Origin of the sequence: Streptomyces sp. NPDC015144 (genome assembly GCF_043079735.1) — a bacterium.
GTDB lineage: Bacteria > Actinomycetota > Actinomycetes > Streptomycetales > Streptomycetaceae > Streptomyces.
The window spans coordinates 316,309-341,078 of the sequence record NZ_JBIBUU010000007.1; the positions used below are offsets into that span (position 1 = coordinate 316,309).

The window sequence follows — 24,770 nt, forward strand, 5'->3', positions numbered from 1 at the left end:
GAACGGTCGTGACTCGGGCGGGCGTGACTTCGACGGCCAGGACTTCGACGGGGGACTGATGGTCAGGGAAGCCGAACGCGCGCTGGGCGCATTCATCCGCAACCACACGACGGACAACGGGCGCCGCGGACGCATCGCGATCGTCGCTCTGCTGCTGGGCCTGGTCGCCCTGGGCATCGCCATCCCGGTGACCTTCGCCGTCTTCGACCAGAACGGCACGGGCACGGAGGTCGCCGGACTGCTGTGGGGCGCCGCGCTCATCGGCGTCTACGGCGGGGTCTCCAGCGGCCTGCGGACCCTGCGACGGCACGGCGAGATCTTCGTCCTGCGTGAACAGGGCCTGGTCTACAAGCGGACCGGGGAGACCAGGGTGCTGCCCTGGACGGAGATCCTCGGCGCGGTCGACCGGGGGCAGAACCACGCCCTGGGGCGGTTCATGGGCTGGGACGTCCACCTGGTCATCCGGCCCCGGGAGGGCGGCCGGCTGCTGCTGACCGGCTACACCGAGGACGCGGCCCGGCTCTCCGGCGAGATCCGGGCCGCGGTGGCGGCCGCCGCACGGTAGCGCGGGCGCACGGCTCCGGTCGGGACGAGGTCCGACGCGAAGGACGGGCCTGACGGGAAGGGGCCCCGCGCGACGTACCGGTGGGCGTCCTGCCGGGTGGCGCGGGGGTGTCAGCCCGGCAGAACGATCAGCTTGCCGCGGACATGGCCGCCGGCGCTCTCCCGGTGCGCGTCGGCCACCCGGGACAACGGGTACGTCCCTGCCACGGACACGTCGAGAACGCCGCTCAGGACCAGCGTGGCCGCCCGTTCGAGCCGCTCACGGATCGCGTCGGGCCCGGCGAAAGCGAAGCGCACCCCGTGCTCCGCCGCCCGGTGGTCGGCGATGGTGACCACACGTGCCGGCCCGCCGGCCAACTGTACGAGGGCGGCCAACGAGCCCTTCCCGGCGGCGTCGAACGCAGCGTCGACCCCCTGCGCCGCCACGGCCCGTACCCGCTCGGCGAAGCCCTCGCCGTAGGCCACCGGCTCGGCGCCCAGGGAACGCAGATACGCGTGGTTCCGCTCGCTCGCCGTACCGATCACGCGCGCGCCGAGCTGCCGGGCGAGCTGCACGGCCACGGACCCGACGCCACCGGCGGCCCCGTCCACGACCAGGGTCTCCCCGGACTTCACGCCGAGATCGTCCAGCACCTGGTACGCCGTGTTGACGGCCACCGGCAGCCCGGCCGCCACATCCCAGGACACCCCCTCGGGCTTCCGCGCGAGCTGCGCCGCCGGGGCCAGGGCGTACTCGGCGCAGCCGCCGGAGCCGATCGAGCCGAACACCGCGTCACCCGGCGCGAATCCGGCCACGTCCGCGCCCACCGCCGCCACCACACCGGCGACGTCACCACCGGGAACGAAGGGGAACTCCACCGGCATCATCTCCGCGACGGCCCCGCTGCGCAGCTGCCAGTCCAACGGGTTGACCCCGGCGGCACGGACCTCCACCAGCACCTGCCCGGGGCCGGGGCGGGGAACCTCGCGGTCCACCACGCGTAAGACCTCGGGGCCGCCGTACTCCGCGAACTCCACGGAGCGATACGTCCTCGTCATGCTCGAACCTCCGTACACGTAGTTCATACGAGGCCGAACAGTATCCGTGACGCCATGTCAATTCCCTGACCGACGCGGGACGTTACCGCTATCGCACCCGGGGCGGCGCCGTCGAGCCGCGCACCATCAGCTCCGCCGCGATCGTCTCGACACCCCCGGCCGGCGGGTTCTCCTTGCCCATCGCCAGCCGCCCCGCCCGCGCCCCCGCCTCGAACAGCGGCAGCCGTACGGTGGTCAGCGCCGGGACCGCGTCCACCGAGAACGGCAGGTCGTCGAAGCCCGCCACCGAGACGTCCCCGGGGATGCTCAGCCCCCGGTCCCGGAGCGCCGCGCACGCGCCCAGCGCCACCGTGTCGTTGGCGGCGACGACCGCCGTCACCTCCGGTTCGCGGCGCAGGAGTTCGAGCGTGGCGTCGTAGCCGGAGCCCCGGTCGTACGGGCCGTGCACGGTCAGCCGGTCCTCGTCGCCGCCGAGCCCCGCCGCCCGCATCGCCTCCCGGTGGCCCTCCAGGCGGTGCCGGGTCGTGGTCCGTTCCAGGGGGCCCGCGACATAGCCGATGCGGCGGTGGCCGAGGGAGAGGAGGTGCTCGGTCAGGCGCCGGCCGCCGCCCCGGTTGTCGAAGGCGAGCGCCGCGACGACCGCCGAGCCGTCCGGCAGCGGGGGACGCCCGCACAGCACGACGCGGGTGCCCGCGTCCGCGAGCCGGACCAGCTTGGCGGCGACGGCGGCCTGGTGCTCCGGGTCCTCCACCGCGCCGCCGGTCAGCACGACGGCGGCGGCGCGCTGGCGCTGGAGCAGGGTGAGGTAGGTCAGCTCGCGCTCGGGAGAGCCGCCGGTGTTGCAGACCACCGCCAGCTTCTCGCCGCCCGCCCGGCCGGAACCGTCCCCCGGCCCGCCGATCTCGGTCTGCGCGGCCCCCGCCATGATCCCGAAGAACGGGTCCGCGATGTCGTTGACGAGGATGCCGACCAGGTCGGAGGTGGCCGCCGCCAGCGAGCTGGCCGGGCCGTTGAGGACGTAGTCCAGCTCGTCCACCGCGCGCAGCACCCGCTCCCGGGTGGCGGCCGCCACCGGGTAGTTGCCGTTCAGGACGCGCGAGACCGTGGCCGGTGACACCCGGGCGCGGGCCGCCACATCCGCCAGGGTGACCGTCATCGCTCTCCTCCGATGTTTCGGGCCGGGCCCTCTTGTCCGCGCCGCTGTCGGCAGGCTAGCGTCACCTCGCATAGAAAGCGCTTGCTACGACGGGCCGGCGCCGACGAGGGTGGAGGAAGTTTCGTGACACGCAGGACAGTGCGCATCGCCATGAACGGCGTCACGGGTCGCATGGGGTACCGGCAGCACCTGGTGCGCTCGATCCTCGCGATCCGCGAGCAGGGCGGCCTCGACCTCGGCAACGGGGACGTGCTGTGGCCGGAGCCGGTGCTCGTCGGCCGCCGCGCCCACGCGCTGGAGGAGCTGGCCCAGAAGCACGGCCTGACGGAGTGGTCCACCGACCTCGACGCCGTCCTCGCCGACGACAGCATCGACATCTACTTCGACGCGCAGGTCACCTCGGCCCGGGTGGACGCGATCAAGAAGGCGATCGCCGCCGGCAAGCACGTCTACACCGAGAAGCCCACCGCCACCGACGTCGAAGGTGCCCTGGAGCTGGCCCGGATCGCCCGGGACGCGGGCATCAAGCACGGCGTCGTCCAGGACAAGATCTTCCTGCCCGGCCTGCTCAAGCTGAAGCGCCTCATCGACGGCGGCTTCTTCGGGGAGATCCTCTCCGTGCGCGGCGAGTTCGGCTACTGGGTCTTCGAGGGCGACTGGCAGGAGGCGCAGCGCCCCTCGTGGAACTACCGTGCGGAGGACGGCGGCGGCATCGTCGTCGACATGTTCCCGCACTGGGAGTACGTGCTCCACGAACTGTTCGGCCGGGTCACCACCGTCCAGGCGCACGTCCAGACGCACATCCCGCAGCGCTGGGACGAGCAGGGCAAGCCGTACGCCGCCACCGCCGACGACGCCGCGTACGGGGTCTTCCAGCTGGCGGGCGGCGCCGTCGCCCAGATCAACTCCTCCTGGGCGGTCCGCGTCAACCGCGACGAGCTGGTCGAGTTCCAGGTCGACGGCACGCACGGCTCCGCCGTCGCCGGGCTGCGCAACTGCCGCGTCCAGCACCGCTCCGCCACCCCCAAGCCGGTCTGGAACCCCGACCTCCCGGTCACCGAGTCCTTCCGCGACCAGTGGCAGGAGGTTCCCGACAACGCGGTCTTCGACAACGGCTTCAAGGCGCAGTGGGAGCTCTTCCTGCGCCACGTCGTCCTCGACGAGCCCTACAGCTGGGACCTGATGGCCGGTGCGCGCGGTGTGCAGCTCGCCGAGCTGGGCCTGAAGTCCCACGCCGAGGGCCGCCGTCTCGACGTCCCGGAACTCTCCCTCTGAGGACGTTCCTCCGAGGATGTTCCTCCGGGGCCGTTCCCTTGAGGACGTCCTGTGACGACGTCTCCGCGATGACGTCCCTGTGACGACGTCTCCGCGATGACGTCCCTGTGACGACGTCTCCGCGATGACGTCCCTGTGACGACGTCTCCGCGATGACGTCCCCGTGACGACGTCCCTGCGACGACGTTCCTCCCGGGCGGCCGTCCCGGAGCAGACCCCGAGACGGCCGCCCACCCCTCGTCCCGAAGCCCGGAACCGCCCCCGGGACGACTCGTCCCCGCCTTCCGCCTTCCGCCTTCCGCACCGTGCACCGGAGCTGATCCGCGTATGACCATCCACCTCCCGCAGGGCCCGTACGAGCCCCGCACCACCCCGCTCGACCTGGCCCCCGGCGGCAGCCCGCTCGCCTCGCGCACGGTCTTCTCCGCCGCCCACGTCGTCGCCGACCCGTACGCCGACATCAGCCCGGACTCCCCGGCCGCCGTCGACTGGGACGCCACCCTCGCCTTCCGCCGCCACCTCTGGTCCCACGGCCTGGGCGTCGCCGAGGCGATGGACACCGCCCAGCGCGGCATGGGCCTGGACTGGGCCGGGGCCGCCGAGCTGATCCGCCGCTCCGCCGCCGAGGCGAAGGCGGTCGGCGGCCGCATCGCCTGCGGCGTCGGCACCGACCAGCTCACCGGCCCCGCCACCCTCGCCGAGGTCCGGGCCGCCTACGAGGAGCAGTTGGCGCACGTCGAGGAGAGCGGCGCCCAGGCCATCCTGATGGCCTCGCGCGCCCTCTCCGCCGCCGCGAACGGCCCCGAGGACTACCTGGAGACCTACGCCCACCTGCTGCGCCAGGCCACCGAACCGGTCGTCCTGCACTGGCTGGGCCCGATGTTCGACCCCGCGCTCGACGGCTACTGGGGCTCCACCGACCTCGACGCCGCCACCGACACCTTCCTGAAGGTCATCGCCGAGCACCCGGACAAGGTCGACGGCATCAAGATCTCCCTCCTGGACGCCGAGCGCGAGATCGACGTACGCCGCCGCCTCCCCGGCGGGGTCCGCTGCTACACCGGCGACGACTTCAACTACCCCGAGTTGATCGCCGGCGACGACCAGGGCTTCAGCCACGCCCTGCTCGGCATCTTCGACCCGCTGGGCCCGCTGGCCGCCCACGCCGTCCGGGTGCTGGACACCGGCGACGTCCAGGGCTTCCGGGACCTCCTCGACCCCACCGTCGAGCTCTCCCGCCACCTCTTCCAGGCCCCCACCCGCTTCTACAAGACGGGCGTGGTGTTCCTCGCCTGGCTGGCCGGGCACCAGGACCACTTCACCATGATCGGCGGCCTCCAGTCCGCCCGTTCGCTGCCGCACCTGGCGAAGGCGTACGAACTCGCCGACCGGCTGGGCCTGTTCCCCGACCCGGAGCTGGCCGAGTCCCGGATGCGCGCCCTTCTCACGGTCAACGGAGGCACCCGATGAGCGACGGCCGTCTCTCCATCAACCAGGAGACCATCAAGCAGTGGTCCCTGCCCGAGCTGGCCGAGGGCTGCGCCAAGGCGGGCATCGACAAGGTCGGCCTGTGGCGGGGCCCCGTCCAGGAGTACGGCGTCGAGCGCACCGCCGCCCTCCTCGCCGACCACGGACTCACCGTCACCAGCCTCTGCCGGGGCGGCTTCTTCACCGCCGTCGACGAGGCGGAGCGCGCCCGCGCCCTGGACGACAACCGGACCGCGATCGACGAGGCGGCGGCCCTGTCCACCGACACCCTCGTCCTGGTCTCCGGCGGCCTCCCCGCCGGGGACAAGGACCTGCACGGCGCCCGGGAACGCGTCGCGGACGCCCTGGCCGTACTCGCCCCGTACGCGGCCGAGCGCGGCGTACGCCTCGCCATCGAGCCGCTGCACCCGATGTTCGCCTCGGACCGCTGCGTCGTCTCCACGCTCTCCCAGGCACTCGACCTCGCGGAACGCTTCCCGGCCGGGCAGGTCGGGGTGGTCGTCGACACGTACCACATCTGGTGGGACGACCAGGCCCTCGCCCAGATCGCCCGTGCGGGCGCGGGCGGCCGCATCCACTCCTTCCAGCTCGCCGACTGGATCACCCCTCTCCCGGCAGGCGTCCTGCTCGGCCGGGGCCAGATCGGCGACGGCTCGGTGGACTTCCGCGCCTTCCGCTCGGCGGTCGAGGCCACCGGCTTCGACGGCCCGATCGAAGTGGAGATCTTCAACGAAGCCCTCTGGGCCCGCGACGGTGCCGAAGTCCTCGCGGAGGTGGCCGCCCGCTACGCGGAACACGCCTGCTGACACCGTTCCGGCCGGTCTCTTGCCCCAAAGGCAAAGAGATCGTCAAGGAGCCCGGCCCTGTACAACCGTTCCGCCCCCGCCCCGGTCATACGTTGCGTCGGGTGCTTCCGGGGAGGGATCTGGGGGGATCTGGGAAGCCCTGACGGTGGGGGAAAACGAGGGGGGTCCGGTCATACGACCGGGCCCCATTTCGTTCTGCCTGTGCACGGAAGATACCGGTTGGCGGACCGCACAGCCCCCTGCTACGGTCGCGGAGGCCGTGCAGGAGAACAAGGAGGTGGTACCCGTGAACGCAGTATCGACATGGGTGCTCCCCTCCGGGGTCATGGTCGGACGGTAGAAGAACGTCCGGGAGCGCCTTCACGAGCACTCCCGAAAGGCACGACCGTGCATTTGGAATTCACTTCCGAACAGCGTCTCGACGGCCACGTCCTCGAACGCGAATTCACCCTCGGCGAGATCCCCGGCATCCTGTGGACGCCCGCGGCCGCCGCCCCTTCCGCACCGGTGCCGCTGATCCTCATCAGCCCCCCGCCGATCGGACTGCCCAGGACCCGCACCCGGCTGGCCGGACGGGCCCGGCACTACGCGACGGAGTACGGCTTCGCCTCGGCCACCCTCGAACTCCCCGGCAACGGCGACCGGCCCCGCTGGGACGACCTCGAACAGGCCCGCGCCGACCTGCGCCGGGCGATGCGGGCCGGTGAGCCGGTCGGCGACGAGATCATCGACGCCCTCATCCTCCCGCTCGTCGAGAAGGCCGTACCGGAATGGCGGGCCGCCCTGGACGCGCTCCTCGCCCTGCCCGGCATCGACGGTCCGGTCGGGTACGAAGGGGGAGTCATCTCCCTCGGCATCCGGCTGGCCGCGGTCGAGCCGCGCATCGCGGCCGCCGGGCTCTTCGCCGGGAGCTTCGTACCCGCCGCCATGTACGAGGAGGCCCGCCGGGTCACCGTTCCGCTGCAGGTCCTGCTGCAGTGGGACGACGAGGGGAACGACCGGCAGGCCTCCCTGGACCTGTTCGACGCCTTCGGTTCCACGGAGAAGACCCTGCACGCCAACATGGGCAGACACACGGGCGTCCCGCAGTTCGAGGTGGACGCCGGAGCCCGGTTCTTCGCCCGGCACCTGAGGCGGTAGCACCGACCGGGCCGTCGCCGTCCTCGTTGTCGCCGTCCGAGCCGCTCGACGCGGACGGCGACGGCCCCTGGTTCCTGCCTGCCCCGTGCCCCCTGCCCCCGCCTCCGTCACGCGTCGAACTCGCCGCGCCAGGCGAAGTCGAGGAGAGCGCTCGGGAGGTAGCCGGATTCGACTTCGATCGGGATGCCGTTGGCTTTGGCCAGGCAGGCGACGGCCAGGGGAGCGCCATGTGCGTCTACGTGGGGAATTCTCCGCACCAGTTGCGTCCGAGGAGGGTGCCGGGCACGTACTCGGACTCGACCTCGATGGGGAAGCCCGCGTCGTGGGCGAAGCAGGCCATGGCGAGCGGCGCGAGCGCGACGAGGCCCGTGACCAGGTTGGCCCGGTCCTCGTGGGACCAGTACTCCTTGTGCCATTGGAGGGCGGCGGCGAGGGCGCGGTTGAAACCCGCGTGGTCGTTGCGGACGATCCGGTGGAACATCTCCATCGGCGGGTAGAGGAGCTTGCCCGTCACCTCCTGGTTGGCGCTGGTGTCAGAGTCCGCGCCGCTAATGGCGGCGACCAACTTCGGGCCGAGGTCGTCGCCGCCGAGCCAGTAGGTCTGGAGAGCATCGATCCAGGCGTAATCGAACTCGTCGTAGGGGGCGCCGTTCTCCCGTAGCAGGGACAGGGGCACGCGACACAGGGCGGTGATCCTGTCGCGTTCCCGGCACACCACGGCAAGGTAGAAGGCGATGAGCCAGGTGCTCGGGCCCACGTACGGCTGCGGGCCGGTGGCTTGGAGCGTGCGGTCCTTGTGCGCGATGCGGCACTGGACGTGGCTCTCGGTCGTGGTCGCGGCAGCGAACACGGCGGAGCCGAGCTGCATCGCGTTCACCCAAGCGTTCCATGTGGGGAAGAGCGACCCTCGCGGATTCAGCAGGCAGTTCCCTTTGGCCACCATGAGGCAGGTGTCGAGGGCCTCGCCCAACCCGGTGGAGTCCGCCTCCAGCCCGTCGATCCACCTGTCGGCGCTCTCCTGGAGAACGGCGAGGCCCGCTTCCGCGTGCTCAGTGGGGAAGGGATGGCGAGGAATGATCGAGACCAATGTGTTTCCTTTTGTGGCGGTTGGGTGGGGAGTGCCCGAGGCGTTCCGTCAAGATGCCATGCGATCGGACTACGATTTCCGGTGGCGACAGGTGAAGTCCCTTGGTGGCGTCCGATGGCGTCACGTGTCGAACTCGCCCACCCAAGAACGGTCCAGGAGACGGATGGGCAAGTAGTCGGACTCGACCTCGATGGGGAAGCCCGCGTCGTACGCGAGGCAGGCCATGGCCAGCGGCCCGAGGGCCAGGAACCCCGCAATGTCGCCCGAGCGCTCCGGCGCGCTCCAATACGCCTTGTGAAGTTCCAGAGCCTCCGCGAGCGCTTGGTTGAACCCGGCGTGGTCCTTGCGCAGGAACTGGTAGAAGAGGTTGATCGGCGGATACAGCACGCACTGGAGCAGATCACGTGGCGTGATGGTGGCGATGGCCGGATGGGACTGCTCAATGGCCGCCGTGAGTTTCTCCGGCAGCCCCGGCTGCTCGTGCCAGTACGTCTGCAGGGCGTCCACCCAGTGGTAAACGTATGAGTCGCCCTCGGCACCGGACGCTCGCAGGAGATCGAGCGGAATCCGGCACATCGCGTCCATGCGGGGCTGGTCCCTGCAGACGATGACGAACCAGAGCGTGGTCAGCCAGTTCCCGCCGTTCGCGAAGAACTGGGGCCCCGTGGCCTCGATGGAGCGCACCTCGTGTGCGATGCGCGCTTCGATCGAGCCCTCGGTGGCGGAGGCGGCGGCGAAGGCGGCTGAGCCCACCTGCATGGCGCAGACAGTGGAATCCCAGGTGGCGAAACGGTTTCCGCGCGGATTGAGAGCCTGATTCATCTGCATCTGCAGGAGTGCCTCGTTCAGCGCCATACCGAAATTCGCAGGCGAGGAATCCAGGTTCTGAATGCGTTCCTCGAATTCCGCTGCCAGGCGCTCGGTGGCCTGTTGGTCGACCGTAGGAGTGGTGTGCCGCTCCACCGCCACCGTCATGAACTAATCCTGACTCTTCTTCTGATTGGCGCCGATAGGAGGATCCTCCTCCTATCGGTGCCGGATGAGGGAAACGAGGGCTCGCGCCCACAGCCCCGTGGGCTACGCGTCGAACTCGCCGCGCCAGGCGAAGTCGAGGAGGGCGCTCGGGAGGTAGCCGGACTGGACCTCGATCGGGATGCCGTTGGCCTTGGCGAGGCAGGCGATGGCCAGGGGAGCGAGTGCCACGGCTCCTTCGGTGCTTCCGGAGCGGCTTTCGTCGGCCGTCCAGTACTCCTTGTGCCAGCGCAGGGCGTCGTTCAGGGCCTCGTTGAAGCCGGCGGCGTCGTTGCGCAGGTACCGGTAGAACATCATCATCGGCGGGTATTCGAGCTTGCTCATGGTTTCGGTGTCCATGACGCGGGCGTGCTGGGGTGCGGTCAGGTCCACGGCCCGTACCAGGTGCTGGCCGACGTCGTCGCGTCGCAGCCAGAAGCTCCGAAGGGTTTCCACCCAGGCGTAGACGTAGTCGTCCGGGACGCCGCCGCAGTCACGCAGAAGTGATTCGGGTACCCGGGCCAGCATGTCGAGCCGTGCCGTCTCGCGGCAGATCAAGGCCAGGTAGAACGCATCGATCCAGGTCCCCGCGTTGAGGTAAAACTGCGGCCCCGTGGCTTCGAGTCGCTGCTCCTCCTGACGGATCTTGCAGGTCACCGACTCCTGGTCGGTCAGAGCGGCGGCGAAGACCGCCGAGGAGACCTGCATGGCCAGCAGCCACGACTCCCAGGTTTCCAGCTTTCCGGCGTCCGGATCCCCGATGCAACGGATGCGCGCGACGTTCAGAGACGTTGACAGTGCCCCTGCCCTGGCATCGTGGGAAGTTTCGACGTGCCGCAGCGAATCGGCCAGGGAACCCTCCAGAACCGGCACAACCTTCTCCATCGCCGCCACCGGATAGTTGTGCCGGGACACGCTTGCGACCACTGTTTTTCTCCTGTCAGGTTCAGATCTTGAAATACTCAAGGACAGCTCCGGCGTACGAACCCTTGCCCTCGGATGCCTTCACCATTGCATACTCCAGATTCCCATCTCGGAGTGCAGGCCTGAGCTCAGCCACCAAATCGGCATTAGTCCAGACCTTCCCGGTGGCATCGGTGACGTAGAGGTCTGGCCGGGCCTCCATCTCGAAGAGAATGGTCTCCAGGTAGTGTCTAGTGCCCTGTTGGACCATGAGCTTTGAAGCCTGGCCTTTCCCTTTACGCCAGATAAGCCCCGACTTCGGCGCCTTCGCCTCGATGATCAGAAGCTTGCCGTCCGGCCGCCGGTACAACTGGTCGAACATGTTGGCACCGTTGGGCGTCTTCGGCAGGGGCTGCTCGACCGCGCCCTCGAACCGCTCGGGTATCACGTGCAGCCGTGCGGCGTCCTCTCCCAGGCGCTCGGAGTAGCTGCTGTTGTTGGACGTCTGGTCGTCGAAGTGGTCGATGAACTGCTGCCTGGCACGTTCCACTTCCGCCAAAGTCTGCTCGGTCGGACCGGCCTTGTGCGCGCGCTCGGCATTGGACAGCTCCACGGAGACCTTGCGGTCCCTCGCGACATCGTCGAGATGGTCGATCTGGTCGACCGGAGTGCTACCGCGGGTCAGCGGGTCGGTGCCGTACTTGACCGCTCCCGGGGCCGAGGGCAACTCGTTCTTGGAGATCCAGGACCCGTCGCTGTCCTTCGCGAGGATGGGCAGCTCTACGCCGTCGATCCTGGTATGGATGCTGTGGCGATGGCCGTCGATCCGGTAGTACTGGTCGAACCAGGTCTTGTCCGGGTCGTTCGCGCGTCGGATGAACTCGTCCTGCTTGGCCTTGACCTCCTCGGCGGTCATCTGGCGGCCGTCCGGGTGCGCCGGCTGGGCCGCGTCGTCCGCGCCGTGCGCCGCGCCGCCCGGACCGCCTGCCCCCGGCGTGTCCGGCACATGGCCGCCGCTGTTCACGTACGGCGGCTCGTGGTGCCCACCGCCGGGCCCGTCCGTGTGGCCGGAAGGGCCGTCGGTGTCGCCGTGTCCCGAGGGGCCGTCGGTGCGGCCACCACCAGGGGTGTCGTCGAGACGGTTGCTGGGCATGTGATCGCCCGCATGGCCGCCGGGTGCGTGGTCCGGCCCGTGTTCAGGCAGGTGGACCGGATCGGAGATGTCGCTGCCCAGGCGGATCGCGTCGTCGCCGCCGCGGCCGCCGACGCCCACCAGTTCGCGTTCCGGGACTGCGGCGGTGGCCGGGGAGTCCATGTTCGGGGCGTCGGTGCGCGGGAGGTCGGCGCCGGCGTCCGGCCTGCCTGTCGGGGCGTCCTTCGCGTGCTGGGTGATGTCGCCCGCGGCGTCGTAGATGTTGCCCTTGGGGTCCATGAACTGCGGCGGGCCGTCCACCGGCAGCTTCACCGTGCCCGGCGGAAGGGTGGTGGTGCCCTCGGGGAGTCTGATGTTGCCGTCGGGGAGCTTGATCGCCCCGTCCGGGACCGTCGAGCCGGACGGAAGGTGGACGGTCCCGTCGGGGAGGTGGACGGCGCCCTCGGGAAGCGCGAACGCGCCGTCCACGTCGATCTTCGGGACCTCGAACTTGCCGAGCCCCTTCAGACCGGTCATGACGTCGCTGATCTTCGAAAGTCCGGCGCCGGCGCCCTTGAAGATGTACGTCATGGGGTCGACGACCCGGCCGGCCTTGCCCGCGAAGGACAGCGCCTTGGCCGCCATCGCGGCCTTGCCCGCACCTGCCGCCGCACCGCCGGTGCCACCGGTGAAGACGGTGGTCAGGACGTTGAACGTGACCGCACCGGCCGCGCGGGACGGGTTGCTGCCCCACTGGTCCCAGGCCACCAGCGCCTTGCCCGTCTCCTTCATCGCGGTGCGCGAGTCCCGTATCCAGGAAGGGAGTTTGTCGTCGGGAAGGGCCCAGAAGAGAGTGTTCGCACCGGGCGTGATGGCGATGGCCACTCCGGTGGCGAGCTTCGCCAGACCGGTCCACGCCTGCTTCATCGAGTCCCAGCCGTCGACGCCGACCAAGGTGCCCAGCCCCTTGATCGTTCCCCAGACCCCGTCGACGACGAAGCCCTTGCCGAAGTCGTAGGCGTGGCGCCACACCTTCCACCACGGCACCGACTCCTCGACCGGGTCTCCCCAGGGCAGCCCCTCCGCCTTCTTGAGGGCTTCGGCGTCGTAGCCGTACATGCCCTCCTTGCCGGAGCCGTCGTTCGTCCTGAGCGCCTTGCCCCCGACCAGGGCGACGATCTTGGCGTGGCAGGCCCGCTCCACCTCCTGGAACGCGGCCCACACCTCGGCTATCTCGTTGTGCCGTCGGTTGTTCTCCTCGACCAGGTCGCTGTCCTCGCGCCACTTGTCGTCACCGTCGACCTTGACGCGGAAGGCGACGGCATCCCGCTTGAGCTGCTTGAGCTTCTCGACCAGCGGGAAGGCGTCGTCCGAGTACGTGCCCAGCGCACCGGAGATGACGCACAGGTCCGAGCTCAGGGTGAGTCCGGTGTCGGCGACCGGCTTGGTCGTGGCGAACAACTGCTCCGCCTCGGGCGCCTTGTAGAAGGCGCTCAGCCCGCCGAAGCTGGTGTGGACGTCACCGCTGGCCGTCGCTATCTTGGCGCCGCCGCCCGACAGTTCGGTCACCTTCGTGTCGAGCAGGGCGAGGTCACCGGTGAAGACCGGTATCCCGAGCGGGTCGACCGGGGCGTTGTCACTCACTTGTGGCCCCCGGGGTTCTTGAGGAGATCCAGGCGCACGGACTTCGCGGCGTTCTGCGCGCGCTCGGCGGTCTCCAGGTCACCCGCGCAGTACGCGTTCGTGGCCTCGACCGCACCCAGGATGGCCGCCTCGATGCGCTCGGCCATGGACTCCAGGCTCTTCCGCCGCGCTTCGAGGTACTCACCCAGCGCCGCCGCCACCGGCCCCATCGCCTTCTGCGACAACGGCGCCTGCCCGGGTGCCACCGGCCCCTGCAGAGGCGTCGCGGCCTGCGGGCCGGGTACGGCCGTACCCGCCGCCTGCGCAGCCTCCGACATGGCCGTCATCAGCGCGGTCAGCGCCTTCTCCAACTCCCCGGCGTGCGTACCGGTGACCTTCAGCTGGCCCTGCACTCCCTGCGGTTTGATGTCCCAACCCACCATGGGAAGCCCCCCTTCCGTCGAACTCTTCCGGTATGCCGCGTCGCCGCGCCCCCACGCCTCAGCGGAATCGTTTCTTCTCGTGGTGCGAGGAGACGTCCTGTCAGTTGCTGTTCCCAGCCCGGGTGTTCGCGCACGTGACCGTGTGCCGGGCCGTTCTGCCGCCCCGTTCCGGCGTCGCGCTCAACGGCTGGGCGAGGTTCCCCGCGCCCTGCGCGGAGAGGTTCCTCCATCGCCGGAGCCTGGGTGCCCGTTCGCCGTCCGGTCCGCGGGCGGGTGCGTCACGACCGCATCCACCTGCGCGTTCTGTGCCGGGGTGACTCCTCCGGTTGCGCGCTCGCCACCAGTGAGCCCGCGCGCCCCTTGCCCGCCCTCTGCTCGCCCCTCACGTTGCCCCCGCCGTGTCTGCGAACGTATGTGCCCTCACCTTTATCAACTCTTCGTTGCCGATGCAATCGAGAGAGGGGCTGAATCTGGTGGCCTTGCAGGGACAAGTGATGGGCCATCAGACTATTTATTTCGGAACATAGTTGAACTTTTCCTTCTGTTTTGGTGGTTGATTTGTTCCTGGATGGCCCAACTGGGATTCGGTGTCACGCTGATTCACGTTCCGTTTGCGGGCTTGAATGTGATGTCGAAATCGGCGACTCCGATTCGGCGGCCCTGGGTGGCGTTGGATCAGGTGAGGCTGTAGCTCGGGGTGTCCGGTCGCGAAGGCGTAGACGGCCATGAAGATCGCGATGCCCGTGACGAGCAGCCCGAAGGGAAGCGCGAACGCCGCGAAGAAGGTGAAGCCCATCGTGGCGCTCAACGCGGTCCGGGTCAGAGGGGGGTGAGCCCCGCTGCCGTCGGTTCGAATCCGCAGGCATCGAGGTAGAAGGGCCGTAGGTCTTCCTCGAAGTCGACGTGCAGCCAGGCGCATCCGGCTTCCCGGGTTCCCCGTGCCGCCTCCGCGACGAGTCCGGCTCCGACGCCCGAGCGGCGGTGGTCCGCGGCGACCACTGTGTCCAGGAGGAACGCGTGTGCCCCGCCGTCCCACGCGACGTTGACGAAGCCGATCAGCTCACCGTCGTACCGCGCGCACACCCAGCCGAGGCTGTGCCGCCGTACCCGGGTCAGCCAGTCGACGACTTCCGTCGCCTGCTCGTGAAAGCCCGCTGAATGCAGCGCGTGAAGAGCCGCGTTGTCGAAGTCCGCCCGCCACTCGTATGAGATCGCCATGGCCGCGAGCGTAGCCAGCCGCCAGCCGCCAGCAGCCAGCAGCCAGCAGCCAGCAGCCAGCCGCCAGCAGCCAGCCGCTGCACATCTGCAGATGCGGTGGGAGTGGAGTTTCTGGCGTAGCGGAGCGCTCTCCCGGTGCCCAGTGCCCGAGGTCCGGTGCCCTACGGGTGCTTCCCGGCGGTCTCCGCGTGCAGGCCCAGGCACAGCCGGTCGAACGCCCGGAGCGCCGCCGGGGCGACCGCGGCGCGTACCCGCGCGGCGGGTTCACCGGACATGACGCGACGTCGGATCTCGCCCAGTACCGCCCGGTACGTTCCGGCGACGGCCCCCGCGAGGAGGGTGGACGCCAGGGGGTCGGTGTCGTCGCCGGGAGTGGCCGGCGACGGATGCTCCGCCAGTGCCACCGCGAGGGCCGCCTCGGCGTGCTCACCGATCTCGCGCTCACGGGCACGGAGTGCCGGACTGTCGTGGACGACCCGCAAGAACCTGACCGCGCCCGGATGGAGCCCGAGCATCGGCTCGTTCTGCCGCAGTGCGGTCAGCAGGCCGTCCCGGACCGCCTCCACCGGGCAGGTGCCGGGCGCCCGGTCGCGTACGAGCGCGGCGAGATGGTCCTCGGCCTCGGCCTGCCGGTCGAAGAACAGGTCCTCCTTGGCCGGGAAGTAGTTGAACGCGGTGTTGGTGGACACCCCCGCCTGCCGGGCGACCTCGGCGACCGTGACCCGGTCGAATCCGTGCTCCAGGAACAGGCCCAGGGCCGCGTCCGCGATCGCCGTCCGGGTCTGCTGCTTCTTCGTCTCTCGAAGTCCCACGGATGAATGATAGCGTCACTCCAAAAGTGGTGTGACACCAAAATTTTGGAGGGGGATCATCATGACCTTGACCTTCGGCATCTACCCCGGCGGCCTTCTGGGCGACGACCACGGAATCGTCCACCCGGCCCTGCCCGACCTCCCGGACCGCATCGCCGACGCGCTCGACCAGTTGCAAGGTGCGGGCCCCGCGCTGTCGGTCCGTGCCTACCAGCCCTTCGCCGTCACGTCCCCGCAGGAACCGCCCACCCCCGCCGACCCGCAGCAGTACCTCGGAGGCGGGCGCGGACTCGATCTCGTGCTGCCCTTCCGGGAGCAGTCGGGACAGCTGGACGGCTGGCCCGAATTCGTCCGCGAGGCCGTCCGTGTCCACGGGCCGCACCTGGCCTCCCTCCAGATCTGCGAGGAGCCGAACGCCGACCTTCCCGTTCTGGACGGCAGCAGCCCCAACGTCCTGAACGCCCTGGTCCAGGGCGTCGTCGCCGCCAAGGAAGAGGCTCGCGCGCTGGGCCATACGATCGCGGTCGGCTTCAACGCCGTACCGACCTTCGACCCGGCCGACACCTTCTGGTCCGACCTCGCCGCCCTGGCCGACGAACGCTTCCTGGCCGAACTGGACTACGTCGGACTGGACTTCTTCCCCGACGTCTTCCGCCCCATCGCAGCCGACCAGTTGGCGGCGGCGGTCACCGGGATCCTCACCGCCTTCCGGCGGACCGACCTGCCGAAGGCCGCCATCCCGGACACCGTGCCGATCCGCATCTGCGAGAACGGCTGGCCCACCGGCCCCGACCGCCCCGAACACCGGCAGGCGGAAGTCCTCGACACGGTCGTCCGGACCGTCGCCGCCCTCGCGGACGACCTCAACATCGACTCGGTTACTCGTTCTTCTCCCTGCGTGACGCCGACACCGGCGCCGACGGCCTCTTCCACCACTTCGGCCTCCTGCGCGACGACTACACGCCCAAACCGGCCTTCGAGACCTACCGGCGCCTCATCGCCGAAATCGGAAACCGGCCGGTCGCGGTCGGGTGACAGCTCTGCCTGTCGGTGTCCGTCGGCCGCCCAGCGGCGAGATCCGGTCTATGTGTAACAGTCGCCCGCGAGTTTGATGCCTTACGTGACGGCGGTACGGTACGTAATAACTGGAATGCTCTTTTGGGTGTTACGTGGACTGTGGGTGCGGTCCCGCGACGGGAGGACGCGATGCTTGAGGAAATGGTCAGGACGTGGGTGGCGGGCTGGGCCGTGTCCCGGCGTACGCCTCCACCCGTTCGGCAGCCCTGGGGCTACTACATCGAGGTGGCCGACAACCCCGCCGAAGTGGGCCGCCATGTCCTCCCGGTGACCGAGGAGTCGTTGGTCCGCGCCGCCGCTGCCTCCGTGACGGTTCCGCGTACCTGGATGAAGATGCCCGCCGAGCCTGAGGAGATCGAGTCCTGGCTCACGCCGGGATGGGTGGTGGCCTGGGAGGAGACCGGCCACCTGATGGCCATCGACCTGACGGTCACGACACCGCGTGCGCCCGAGGAGTACGCCGTGGCCGTCGAATACGTGGACGGCGTCGTCCACGTGTACGTGCGGGATGCGGCAGGCAGGTCGGCGGCCCAGGGGCAGGCGGCGATCATCGGCGGGGCGGCGGTGGTGGACCGCGTGGTGACCAACGAGGCCCACCGGCGGCGCGGCCTGGGCGGCCTCGTGATGCGCACGCTCGCCGACCAGGCCGTGGCCCGGGGCGCGCGGACGGGCGTCCTCGGCGCGACAGACCCCGGCCGCGCGCTGTACGAGACGCTCGGCTGGAAGAAGCACTCGACGATCGCGGAGTGCATCTACCGGCCTTGACGGAGACGTTGTCACGCAGAGCGAGCCGGTCCCGTGCGGGGCCGGCTCGCTGGGTGCGGTACGCGTCAGGCGTTGAGGCTGTCGCTCTTGACCGCCGCGACGAAAGCCGACCAGCCGTGTGCCGTGAAGAGGATTGCGGGGCCGGTGCGGTTCTTGCTGTCTCGTACGGGGATCGAGGCGTGGCCGTCGACGACTTCGAGGCACTCGCCGTTGGACGCGCCGCTGTAGCTGGACTTGCGCCAGCCGGTCAGTCGGGTGCTGTCAGGGGTGGTGGGCTTGTTGCTGTGCATGCTCATGCTCCTCAGCGATGGCCCTGATGAACGCCACCGACTTCTTGTGCGGAAGTGCATCGCCCAGTGCGAGAGAGAAGGCGGTGCGGCATCCTGCCACCAGTGCCGGATCGTCCATCAGATGCCCTGTCCTAACACCCTCAACGTAGGCGAGTGGCGGGGCGTCTGCGAAATCGAGCAGGTAGAGCATGCTTTCCGCGAGTGCGTGTGCTCCCGAGGAGAAGGGCAGCACGTGTAGTCGGAGCCGACCGGCCTCGCCCATGTCCGCAACCTTGCGCAGCTGCTCCGCCATGATCTGGGGGCTACCCACACAACGTCTGATCACTGCCTCGTCGAGCAATGTCCAGGCGGTCGGGGCCGATGTCTTGTCCAGGAGCTTGCCTCGCTTCAGGCGGTTGACGACGAACTCGTCAAGGTCCTCCGTTCGGAAGTTGGGTCGGTAGGCCTGGAATACCGCACGAGCGTAAGGAGCCGTCTGGAGCAGTCCGGGGATCAATGAAATGCCGTACTGGCGGACCTCCGTAGCCTCGTGCTCCAGTTCGGCAACCGTTGTGAAGTACTGGGCGAACTTCGACTCCAGGTCACTCAGCCACCGCTCGAAGAACCCGTCCGTCCCCAGCGCGCGGTCGATGCGGCGGGCGTCCTCCGGGGACGGCAGGCGGCGGCCCGCCTCGTAGTGGCTGATCAGCGTCGGCGAGCAGACGATGATCTCGCTCAGGGCCTCCTGGGTGAGCCCGGCGGCCAGGCGGCGGAGGCGTAGCTCCTCGCCGTACTTCTCGCGTGGTGTGCGTGGACTTCGTTTCGTTGTCATGCGGTCCAACTCCCCGTCTTGACCCGTGTGCCGTCATCCCCGCCCCTCTGGCAGCGTAGCGACGATCGACCCCACTCTGTGATGAGTTCGCTACAGAAAGAGAGCAGGTCGAGATGGAACAGCACGTCACCGCCGAACGGCCGGGCGCCGAGCCCTCGATGGCGCGGTTGCTGCCGTGGACGGGGGAGGGCGGCAAGCCCTGTTATCTGCTGGCGGGGGGCGACGGGGGCGGGCTGATGTCGCGGATGGCCGACGACATGGAGAGCGTCCAGCTCGGCATGGCGGGCGATCTGCTCGGGCACGCCGATGACCTTCTGGCCGACGAGAGGTCGACGGCGCCGCAGATCCGGTTCCTCGCCGCCCGGCTGAGCGAGTCGCTGCGGCAGGTCGTACGCGTCGCGGAGAGCCGGGGGTTGCGGCTGGCCGGGGTCGTGCCGGGCGACGGGGAGCCGTGAGCGCGATACGGACCGTCCGGGGCGCGTGCGATGGCGGCCGTGCCGCATCCTCGGCGTGGGTGCGGCGTTGAAGTGGAAGGGGCGCGTGGTGGCCGCGGCGGTTCCTGCTCGGGTGCGCCTCTTCGTCCCGTCCGTCGCCCAAGGAGGAGACAGCATGTCCTCGGAACTCCGGCGGCCGGTCCCGTCCGACACCCGTAGCCGCACCCGTAGCCGTAGCCGTAGCCGTAGCCGCGGTCGCGGTGGGAAACGGGCCCGGCTGCGCGGTGACCTCGGTGTCGCGAGCATCGTCTTCATGGTCACCGCCGCCGCCTCCCCGCTCGCGGTCGTCGGCGGACCCGTACCGCTGGGCATCGCCGGGGGCAACGGGACGGGCTTCCCGGCGACCTATGTCGTCGCCGGGGTCGTGCTCCTGTTCTTCGCGGTGGGCTTCACCGCGATGACGCCCCATGTGCGGAGCGCGGGGGCCTTCTCCTCCTACGTCGACCGGGGGCTCGGCCGGGGCGCCGGGCTCGGTGCGGGCTTTGCCGCGCTGCTCTCCTACGCCACGCTGGAGGCCGGGGTCTTCGGGCTGCTCGGCCCGGGGCTCGCCGCCCTGCCGGCCGGTGGTCGGGTGCTCGGCGCGCCCTGGTGGGTGTACGCGGCGTCGGCGCTCGCCGTGGTGGCCTTCCTCGGATACCGGGACGTCGAGCTGTCCGGCAAGGTGCTCGGCGTCGGGCTGGTCTCCGAGGTGCTCGTCGTGGTCGTGTTCGACGCCGTCGTCCTCGTCACGGGCGGCGACAGCGGGCTGTCCTCCGGCATCGTCAGCCCCGACCGGATCATGTCCGGGGCGCCCGGGGTCGGGGTCCTCTTCGCCGTCCTCGGCTTCATCGGCTTCGAGGCGACGGCCGTCTTCCGCGACGAGGCGCGCGACCCCGGGCGCACCGTCCCCCGGGCGACCTACCTGTCACTGGCCCTGATCGGCACCTTCTACGCCCTCTCCAGTTGGGCGCTGATCACCGCCGTCGGCGACGCGCACGCGGTCGGGACCGCCACCGACCACGGCGGCACCATGCTCGCCGACGCCACCCGCCACCACCTCGGCGCGGTCGGCGGGCACCTCGTCCACGTCCTCTTCGTCACCAGCCTGTTCGCCGGGATCCTGTCGTTCCACACGATCGTGGCCCGGTACGTCTTCGCGCTCGCGGGCCGGGGCGCGCTGCCCGCGTGGCTCGGTGCCGCGCACCCACGCCACGGGTCCCCGCACCGGGCCTCGAACGCCACCGCCGCCGCCGTCGCGGTGCTGCTGGCGGTTTCGGTGGCCGCCGGGCTCGACCCGGCCGACCAGGTCTACACCTGGCTGGCGAGCTTCGCCTCCGTCGGAGTGGTACTGCTGTACGCGATCACCAGCGCTGCGGTGGTGGTGTTCTTCGCCCGGCACCGCGAACACCGGACGGGCGCCTGGCCGAACGCGTGCGCCCCGGCGCTGGGGCTGATCGGGCTGGTGGCCTTCCTGGTGCTGATCCTGGACAACCTCACGACTCTCGTCGGCGGCAGCACCGCCCTGGCGGTCGGTGTCCCGGCGCTGCTGGTGGCGGCGCTCCTGCTGGGGCCGGTGGTGGCGCGGCGAGGAGCGGACGACGGGCCCTGACCGGCCGGACCTCGCCGCGCTGTCACGGTCCGCCGGGCGCCGGTGCGGTGTCCTCGTACGCGTCCCGGGCGTCCAGGAGCTCCGGGAGGTGGGCGGCGGCCCAGGTGCAGCAGGCGTCGAGCGGGGCGAGCAGCGTACGGCCCAAGGGGCTCAGCTCGTAGTCCACCCGGGGCGGGACGGAGTCCGTGACGGTGCGGGTGAGGAAGCCGTCCCGTTCCATCGCGCGAAGCGTCTCCGTGAGGACCTTCGGGGTGATGCCCCGCAGCGGGATCTCCAGTTCGCTGAAGCGCCGGGGGCCGGTCTCCAGGCACCGGATGATCATCGGCATCCACTTGCCGCCGATCCGGAACGGGGTCGGGGCGTGGGTGCAGCCGGTGAACATGTCGGGATCGAGAGGCTCGTTCACCTCGCGAGCGTACGCAACTATCGTTGCGGAAACCATGGGTCGCGGGTCTAGCGTCCGGCGCATCGGCCCGCGCGGTGCGGGCCCGGCGAGGGGGTTCCCATGGGTGGCGTCAGGATCGTTGTGTTCGGGGCCGGAGGGCGGGCCGGCCGGCGCGCGGTCGCCGAGGCGGTGGCACGCGGGCACCGGGTGACCGCCGTCGTGCGGGACCCGGACAAGTACCGGAACCCGGACGCGTACCCGGAGTTGGCCGGTGACGGCGTACGCGTGGTCGCGGGCGACACGACCCGCGCGGAGAGCGTCGCGGAGGTCGCGGCCGGGCACGATGCGGTGATCGGCGCGGCGGCCCGTACCGATGTGCCCGCGGCGGAGTTCTACGTCGGCGCGACCCGCGCACTGCTCGACGGTCTCGGCCGCGCCGGGGTCGGCCGGCTCGTCCTCCTCGGGATCGGCACCACGCTGGAGACCGCCCCCGGGGTGGCCGTCCACGACGCGCCCGGCACCCCGGCGGAGCACCGGGCGTTCTCGCTGGGGCACGCCGCCGCGCTCGACGTGCTGCGCGCCGCGGAGACGGACGTCGACTGGCTCGTCCTCGCCCCGCCGCCCGTCTTCCTCGACGACGAGGCGCCCCGGACCGGCCACTACCGGACGGGGGACCAACAGGTGCTGCCGGACACCGGCGGCCCGTCCGGGTTCTCGTACACGGACCTGGCGGTGGCCCTGATCGACGAGGCCGAGAGCCCGAAGCACCACCGTTCGCTGGTCGCGGTCGGCGCCTGACCGGCCCCCGGCCCCTGGCGCTCCGTGACGGTGGTGCGCCCGCGCCCCCGCCGACCTGCCCGACCCGGTCCGGTCCGCTGTCGGTGCCCCATGCAATCATGCGGTCGCGCCCCGGGCGGAGTGGGCGGGATCTGCTGGTGACGGACGGGGAGTTGGGGATGGGCGCGGGTACGGAGTCGGACGGCTCGTCCAGATCGGACGAGGAGTGGGAGCGGTTCCTGCGCGAGTCGGTGGAGGGGGTCGCCGACGCGCCCAAGGAGCCCTCGGCCCGGGCCCGTGAGGTGACGAGGCGGCTGCGCGAGGAGCCCGACCGCGTACCGGACGGCTGGCGCACCTACACCCCCGCACGGCCCAAGCGGCGCAAGGGGTGGTACCTGTTCGGGCTGGTGGCCTCGGTGGCGCTGCTGGTGGTGGCGCTCGTGCCGGGGCGGGTGGTCGACCTGTTCTCCGGTGCCGACCCCTCGCCGTCGGCGGCCGAGACCGCCCGCCCGACCGAGGCACCCCCGTCGGGGCCGGCCCGGCGCGCCACCCTGGACGAGCCGTTCCGCGGCTCGCCTGCGGCGAGTTGGGCGGACGGGGCGGCGGGGATCACGGTGCCGGAGGCCGCGCCGGTCGGCTGGATGAACGAGGCCGAGGTGGGGCGGGCCCTCGCCCGCACCCGGGACTTCCTCGTCGCGTCCGGCCTGGACCGGGGAGTGCTGCGCGGTGAGCGCCCGGAGAAGGCGATATCCCTGCTCAACCCGCACCAGAAGGACGTCCGGGACCTTGTGGGGACGGCGCTGCGGAAGCCCAGCAAGAAGAACAACCCCCTGCTCCTCTTCAGCCGCTTCCAGCCCTCCCGTACCCGCCTGGTCGGCGACGTCGTGAAGACCCGGGGGCGCCTCACCTACCGGGAGGGCGAGCGCGGCGCGCTCCAGGTGACCGCCGACGTCACCTTCGTCTACCCGGTCACCCGCGCGGGCGAGGACGGCGGCGACGAGGTCGTCCGCACGATCATCCGGCGCGAACTGGTCCTGAACTGGGACGACCCCGACAAGGTGATCACCGAGCCGGGCACGTTCTCGGTCGTCTCGTACAAGTACGACATGACCAACGGCGGGTGCGGCGACGAAACCGGCTACTTCGACCCGCCCTTCGGCGACGACCGCCCGGCGGACGTCACCGGCGAGAGGACCGACCCGTACGACCGCACCACACCGGCCGGACGCGGCGGCTCCGGGGACGAGTGCCGGAAGGCGACGCGGTCCTGAGAAGCCCGGAGCCTCCAGGGCCCCGACACCGCCGAACCGGCTCCCCGCACGCGCCGCGCCGGGGCGGCCCCACATAATCATCAGCGCCGACATCGGCACGCAACGGGGCCGTTCCAAGGGGGAGTTGACATGCAGGGCGTGTACGGCGGGGGCATCCCCGTATCGCTGGTGGCCGTCGGCCTGGTGGTACGGCAGCAGCTGCGCACCCGCCCGGTGCGACGCAACGGCTCACTCGTCGTCCCTGTGGTCCTCGCCGTCCTGGGGGCCGCACTGATCGTCCTGGGGGTCGCCTCGGTCGCCAAGGACCACCCACTGCCCGCGCTGTCGGTTGTTCTCCTGGCGGTCAGTCTGCTCGTCGCGGGGCTGTTCGGCGCGGTGCGGGCCCGGACCGTACGGGTCTGGCGCGAACCCGGGGGCGAGGTCGTGCGCCAGGGGGCGGCGGCGACGACCGGACTGTGGCTCGCCTCGGGCGCCGTCCACGCCGGGCTGGGGCTGTGGATCGACCACGTGGCCGGGGCCGGGGTCCTGGGCGCCGCGTCGCTCTACGCGTACCTGGCGATCGGCCTGGGCACGCAGAACCTCCTGGTACGCGGGCGCGCCGGCGCGTTGTGACGCGGCGGTGGGCCGGGCATGGACTCGGCGGGCGGCAGCCCCCGCTCGCGCCTGGCCGATGCGCACGTGAAGTGACGTGTACGCGAAATGGTGCACAGCTGAACGAAACTTCCACGCCTGGGTGTTCACCGAACGGGCCGGTCCGTGACGCGTCAATGCGGACGGCTTTACGGTGCCCCGGACTCCCGGATCCAGATTGCCTTGCCCCTGCCAGAATTGGTAGGCATGGACGGCGCCTGTGCTTGCCCAGGTAAAGGCACTGGCTGGGACGGGGTGGCAGGGGACTGGATGAGGATCGACACAGGGTCGCAGGTTCCTACGACGTTGTCGTCGACGAGCTGATTCCTGGGGGGAGTTACGGGTGACCGGCTGGGATCTGAAGCCGCAGGGCATTCGGGCTGTGCTGAAGACGACCGGTGAGGTCGTCGCAGGGGGCCTGACATACGCGACACCGTTCGGGGGGCATCTGTCGTCGGTGGCGGCGGTGGACATGGATCCGAAGAAGCCGGGGGTGCAGGAGCGGTGATCAAGCCTGAGGCGATTCCGCAGTACACCGGTGATCTGGGTCAGCTGGAGAAGGATCACGCGTCGTTGACGAAGGATGCGGGGAACATCCGGGACACGGGTTCTTCGGTCCATACGCAGTTCCAGGCGTTGTCGGCGTATTACAAGGCTCCGGAGGCGGAGCAGTTGTTCGCGTCGACGAAGCCGGTGCAGGAGCGGGCGGACGGTTTCGCGGACGATCTGGAGAAGGTCGCGTCGTCGTTGTCGGAGTACGCGACGGAGATCCGGCCGTTGGTGTCGAAGCTGACGCGGTTGAAGTCGGATGCGACGCGGTTCGTGAATGCGAACAAGGACGATGACGAGTGGGAGTACGACGGGGACAAGGTCGAGGAGCACAACAAGCTTCGGGACGACATCACCGCGACGGTCGCGGCGTTCTGGGCGGCGGAGCGGACGTGCCACAACAAGATCACGGCGTTGTGGGGCGGGACGCAGATGGT

At 70.4% G+C, this 24,770-nt stretch carries 27 protein-coding genes and 1 pseudogene; 14 read left to right on the top strand and 14 right to left on the bottom strand.

All coding sequences use genetic code 11. From position 1 onward, the window contains the following. Nucleotides 1-58 precede the first annotated feature (58 nt). The gene (locus ACF08W_RS15540; RefSeq protein WP_392279506.1) at nucleotides 59-565 is read left to right on the top strand and encodes a hypothetical protein; all 507 of its coding nucleotides are present in this window, start codon (nucleotides 59-61) and stop codon (nucleotides 563-565) included. 110 nt (nucleotides 566-675) lie between these two features. On the opposite strand, the gene ACF08W_RS15545 is transcribed toward ACF08W_RS15540, so the two are convergent. Both ACF08W_RS15545 and ACF08W_RS15550 read right to left on the bottom strand, forming a co-directional pair. Further along, nucleotides 676-1,602: an NADP-dependent oxidoreductase gene (locus tag ACF08W_RS15545; protein WP_392279507.1), complete on the bottom strand. Its 927-nt coding sequence runs from the start codon at nucleotides 1,600-1,602 to the stop codon at nucleotides 676-678. 88 nt (nucleotides 1,603-1,690) lie between these two features. Further along, nucleotides 1,691-2,758 carry a LacI family DNA-binding transcriptional regulator gene (locus ACF08W_RS15550; protein WP_352273878.1) on the bottom strand — a complete coding sequence of 356 codons (1,068 nt, stop codon included), beginning with the start codon at nucleotides 2,756-2,758 and terminating at the stop codon, nucleotides 1,691-1,693. 123 nt (nucleotides 2,759-2,881) lie between these two features. On the opposite strand from ACF08W_RS15550, the gene ACF08W_RS15555 reads away from it, so the two are divergent. From ACF08W_RS15555 to ACF08W_RS15570, 4 genes are all read left to right on the top strand, one after another. Continuing rightward, entirely contained in the window at nucleotides 2,882-4,033 is a 1,152-nt protein-coding gene (locus tag ACF08W_RS15555; protein WP_385210188.1) for a Gfo/Idh/MocA family protein, read from the top strand. Nucleotides 4,034-4,360: 327 nt separating this feature from the next. Further along, the gene (locus ACF08W_RS15560; protein ID WP_392279508.1) at nucleotides 4,361-5,503 is read left to right on the top strand and encodes a dihydrodipicolinate synthase family protein; all 1,143 of its coding nucleotides are present in this window, start codon (nucleotides 4,361-4,363) and stop codon (nucleotides 5,501-5,503) included. After that, entirely contained in the window at nucleotides 5,500-6,327 is an 828-nt protein-coding gene (locus ACF08W_RS15565; RefSeq protein ID WP_392279509.1) for a sugar phosphate isomerase/epimerase family protein, read from the top strand. The genes ACF08W_RS15560 and ACF08W_RS15565 overlap by 4 nt, the downstream gene beginning before the upstream one ends. Nucleotides 6,328-6,720: 393 nt before the next feature. Continuing rightward, nucleotides 6,721-7,467: an alpha/beta hydrolase gene (locus ACF08W_RS15570; RefSeq protein WP_392279510.1), complete on the top strand. Its 747-nt coding sequence runs from the start codon at nucleotides 6,721-6,723 to the stop codon at nucleotides 7,465-7,467. A 107-nt stretch (nucleotides 7,468-7,574) separates the two neighbouring features. On the opposite strand, the gene ACF08W_RS15575 is transcribed toward ACF08W_RS15570, so the two are convergent. The 9 genes from ACF08W_RS15575 to ACF08W_RS15615 form a co-directional block, all read right to left on the bottom strand. Then, complete coding sequence (locus tag ACF08W_RS15575) at nucleotides 7,575-7,724, bottom strand: Imm49 family immunity protein (RefSeq protein ID WP_392279511.1); 150 nt, start codon at nucleotides 7,722-7,724, stop codon at nucleotides 7,575-7,577. Beyond that, nucleotides 7,703-8,554 (bottom strand): immunity 49 family protein, encoded by an 852-nt coding sequence (locus tag ACF08W_RS15580; protein WP_392279512.1) that lies wholly within the window; start codon nucleotides 8,552-8,554, stop codon nucleotides 7,703-7,705. The genes ACF08W_RS15575 and ACF08W_RS15580 overlap by 22 nt, the downstream gene beginning before the upstream one ends. Nucleotides 8,555-8,674: 120 nt before the next feature. Then, on the bottom strand, nucleotides 8,675-9,529 hold the full coding sequence (locus ACF08W_RS15585; protein WP_392279513.1) for an immunity 49 family protein: 855 nt from the start codon (nucleotides 9,527-9,529) through the stop codon (nucleotides 8,675-8,677). Nucleotides 9,530-9,631: 102 nt separating this feature from the next. After that, entirely contained in the window at nucleotides 9,632-10,492 is an 861-nt protein-coding gene (locus tag ACF08W_RS15590; RefSeq protein ID WP_392279514.1) for an immunity 49 family protein, read from the bottom strand. A gap of 19 nt (nucleotides 10,493-10,511) precedes the next feature. Continuing rightward, the gene (locus ACF08W_RS15595) at nucleotides 10,512-13,244 is read right to left on the bottom strand and encodes a hypothetical protein (protein ID WP_392279515.1); all 2,733 of its coding nucleotides are present in this window, start codon (nucleotides 13,242-13,244) and stop codon (nucleotides 10,512-10,514) included. Next, nucleotides 13,241-13,666, bottom strand: a complete 426-nt coding sequence (locus ACF08W_RS15600) for a DUF6507 family protein (RefSeq protein WP_352273889.1) — start codon at nucleotides 13,664-13,666, stop codon at nucleotides 13,241-13,243. The genes ACF08W_RS15595 and ACF08W_RS15600 overlap by 4 nt, the downstream gene beginning before the upstream one ends. Nucleotides 13,667-14,177: 511 nt before the next feature. Further along, entirely contained in the window at nucleotides 14,178-14,462 is a 285-nt protein-coding gene (locus ACF08W_RS15605) for a hypothetical protein (protein WP_392279516.1), read from the bottom strand. A 23-nt stretch (nucleotides 14,463-14,485) separates the two neighbouring features. Further along, nucleotides 14,486-14,884, bottom strand: a complete 399-nt coding sequence (locus ACF08W_RS15610; RefSeq protein ID WP_392279517.1) for a GNAT family N-acetyltransferase — start codon at nucleotides 14,882-14,884, stop codon at nucleotides 14,486-14,488. A 161-nt stretch (nucleotides 14,885-15,045) separates the two neighbouring features. After that, nucleotides 15,046-15,696: a TetR/AcrR family transcriptional regulator gene (locus ACF08W_RS15615; RefSeq protein ID WP_392279518.1), complete on the bottom strand. Its 651-nt coding sequence runs from the start codon at nucleotides 15,694-15,696 to the stop codon at nucleotides 15,046-15,048. Between the two features lie 61 nt (nucleotides 15,697-15,757). Between ACF08W_RS15615 and ACF08W_RS15620 the strand changes: the two genes are divergently transcribed. Then, complete coding sequence (locus tag ACF08W_RS15620; RefSeq protein ID WP_392279519.1) at nucleotides 15,758-16,789, top strand: hypothetical protein; 1,032 nt, start codon at nucleotides 15,758-15,760, stop codon at nucleotides 16,787-16,789. Between the two features lie 113 nt (nucleotides 16,790-16,902). Beyond that, on the top strand, nucleotides 16,903-17,538 hold the full coding sequence (locus ACF08W_RS15625; RefSeq protein ID WP_392279520.1) for a GNAT family N-acetyltransferase: 636 nt from the start codon (nucleotides 16,903-16,905) through the stop codon (nucleotides 17,536-17,538). A 65-nt stretch (nucleotides 17,539-17,603) separates the two neighbouring features. Here the strand turns inward: ACF08W_RS15625 and ACF08W_RS15630 are convergent, their stop codons facing one another. Both ACF08W_RS15630 and ACF08W_RS15635 read right to left on the bottom strand, forming a co-directional pair. Further along, nucleotides 17,604-17,828, bottom strand: a complete 225-nt coding sequence (locus ACF08W_RS15630) for a DUF397 domain-containing protein (protein WP_392279521.1) — start codon at nucleotides 17,826-17,828, stop codon at nucleotides 17,604-17,606. Further along, nucleotides 17,800-18,639 carry a Scr1 family TA system antitoxin-like transcriptional regulator gene (locus tag ACF08W_RS15635; protein WP_392279522.1) on the bottom strand — a complete coding sequence of 280 codons (840 nt, stop codon included), beginning with the start codon at nucleotides 18,637-18,639 and terminating at the stop codon, nucleotides 17,800-17,802. Before ACF08W_RS15635 ends, ACF08W_RS15630 begins: the two co-directional genes overlap by 29 nt. A gap of 113 nt (nucleotides 18,640-18,752) precedes the next feature. On the opposite strand from ACF08W_RS15635, the gene ACF08W_RS15640 reads away from it, so the two are divergent. Both ACF08W_RS15640 and ACF08W_RS15645 read left to right on the top strand, forming a co-directional pair. Continuing rightward, the gene (locus ACF08W_RS15640) at nucleotides 18,753-19,094 is read left to right on the top strand and encodes a hypothetical protein (RefSeq protein ID WP_392279523.1); all 342 of its coding nucleotides are present in this window, start codon (nucleotides 18,753-18,755) and stop codon (nucleotides 19,092-19,094) included. A 292-nt stretch (nucleotides 19,095-19,386) separates the two neighbouring features. Then, the gene (locus ACF08W_RS15645; RefSeq protein WP_392279524.1) at nucleotides 19,387-20,721 is read left to right on the top strand and encodes an APC family permease; all 1,335 of its coding nucleotides are present in this window, start codon (nucleotides 19,387-19,389) and stop codon (nucleotides 20,719-20,721) included. 22 nt (nucleotides 20,722-20,743) lie between these two features. Here the strand turns inward: ACF08W_RS15645 and ACF08W_RS15650 are convergent, their stop codons facing one another. Then, on the bottom strand, nucleotides 20,744-21,127 hold the full coding sequence (locus ACF08W_RS15650; RefSeq protein WP_392279525.1) for a winged helix-turn-helix transcriptional regulator: 384 nt from the start codon (nucleotides 21,125-21,127) through the stop codon (nucleotides 20,744-20,746). A 99-nt stretch (nucleotides 21,128-21,226) separates the two neighbouring features. Here ACF08W_RS15650 and ACF08W_RS15655 point away from each other — a divergent pair, with 99 nt between their 5' ends. From ACF08W_RS15655 to ACF08W_RS15675, 5 genes and pseudogenes are all read left to right on the top strand, one after another. Next, nucleotides 21,227-21,904: an NAD(P)-dependent oxidoreductase gene (locus ACF08W_RS15655; protein WP_392279526.1), complete on the top strand. Its 678-nt coding sequence runs from the start codon at nucleotides 21,227-21,229 to the stop codon at nucleotides 21,902-21,904. 158 nt (nucleotides 21,905-22,062) lie between these two features. After that, on the top strand, nucleotides 22,063-23,154 hold the full coding sequence (locus tag ACF08W_RS15660) for a hypothetical protein (protein ID WP_392279527.1): 1,092 nt from the start codon (nucleotides 22,063-22,065) through the stop codon (nucleotides 23,152-23,154). Between the two features lie 129 nt (nucleotides 23,155-23,283). After that, entirely contained in the window at nucleotides 23,284-23,766 is a 483-nt protein-coding gene (locus ACF08W_RS15665; RefSeq protein ID WP_392279528.1) for a hypothetical protein, read from the top strand. Nucleotides 23,767-24,127: 361 nt separating this feature from the next. Further along, nucleotides 24,128-24,292 carry a DUF6507 family protein gene (locus ACF08W_RS15670; protein WP_392279529.1) on the top strand — a complete coding sequence of 55 codons (165 nt, stop codon included), beginning with the start codon at nucleotides 24,128-24,130 and terminating at the stop codon, nucleotides 24,290-24,292. Next, nucleotides 24,289-24,770 (top strand): annotated as a pseudogene (locus ACF08W_RS15675) (protein phosphatase); the annotation flags it as partial. The gene ACF08W_RS15670 and the pseudogene ACF08W_RS15675, both read left to right, overlap by 4 nt.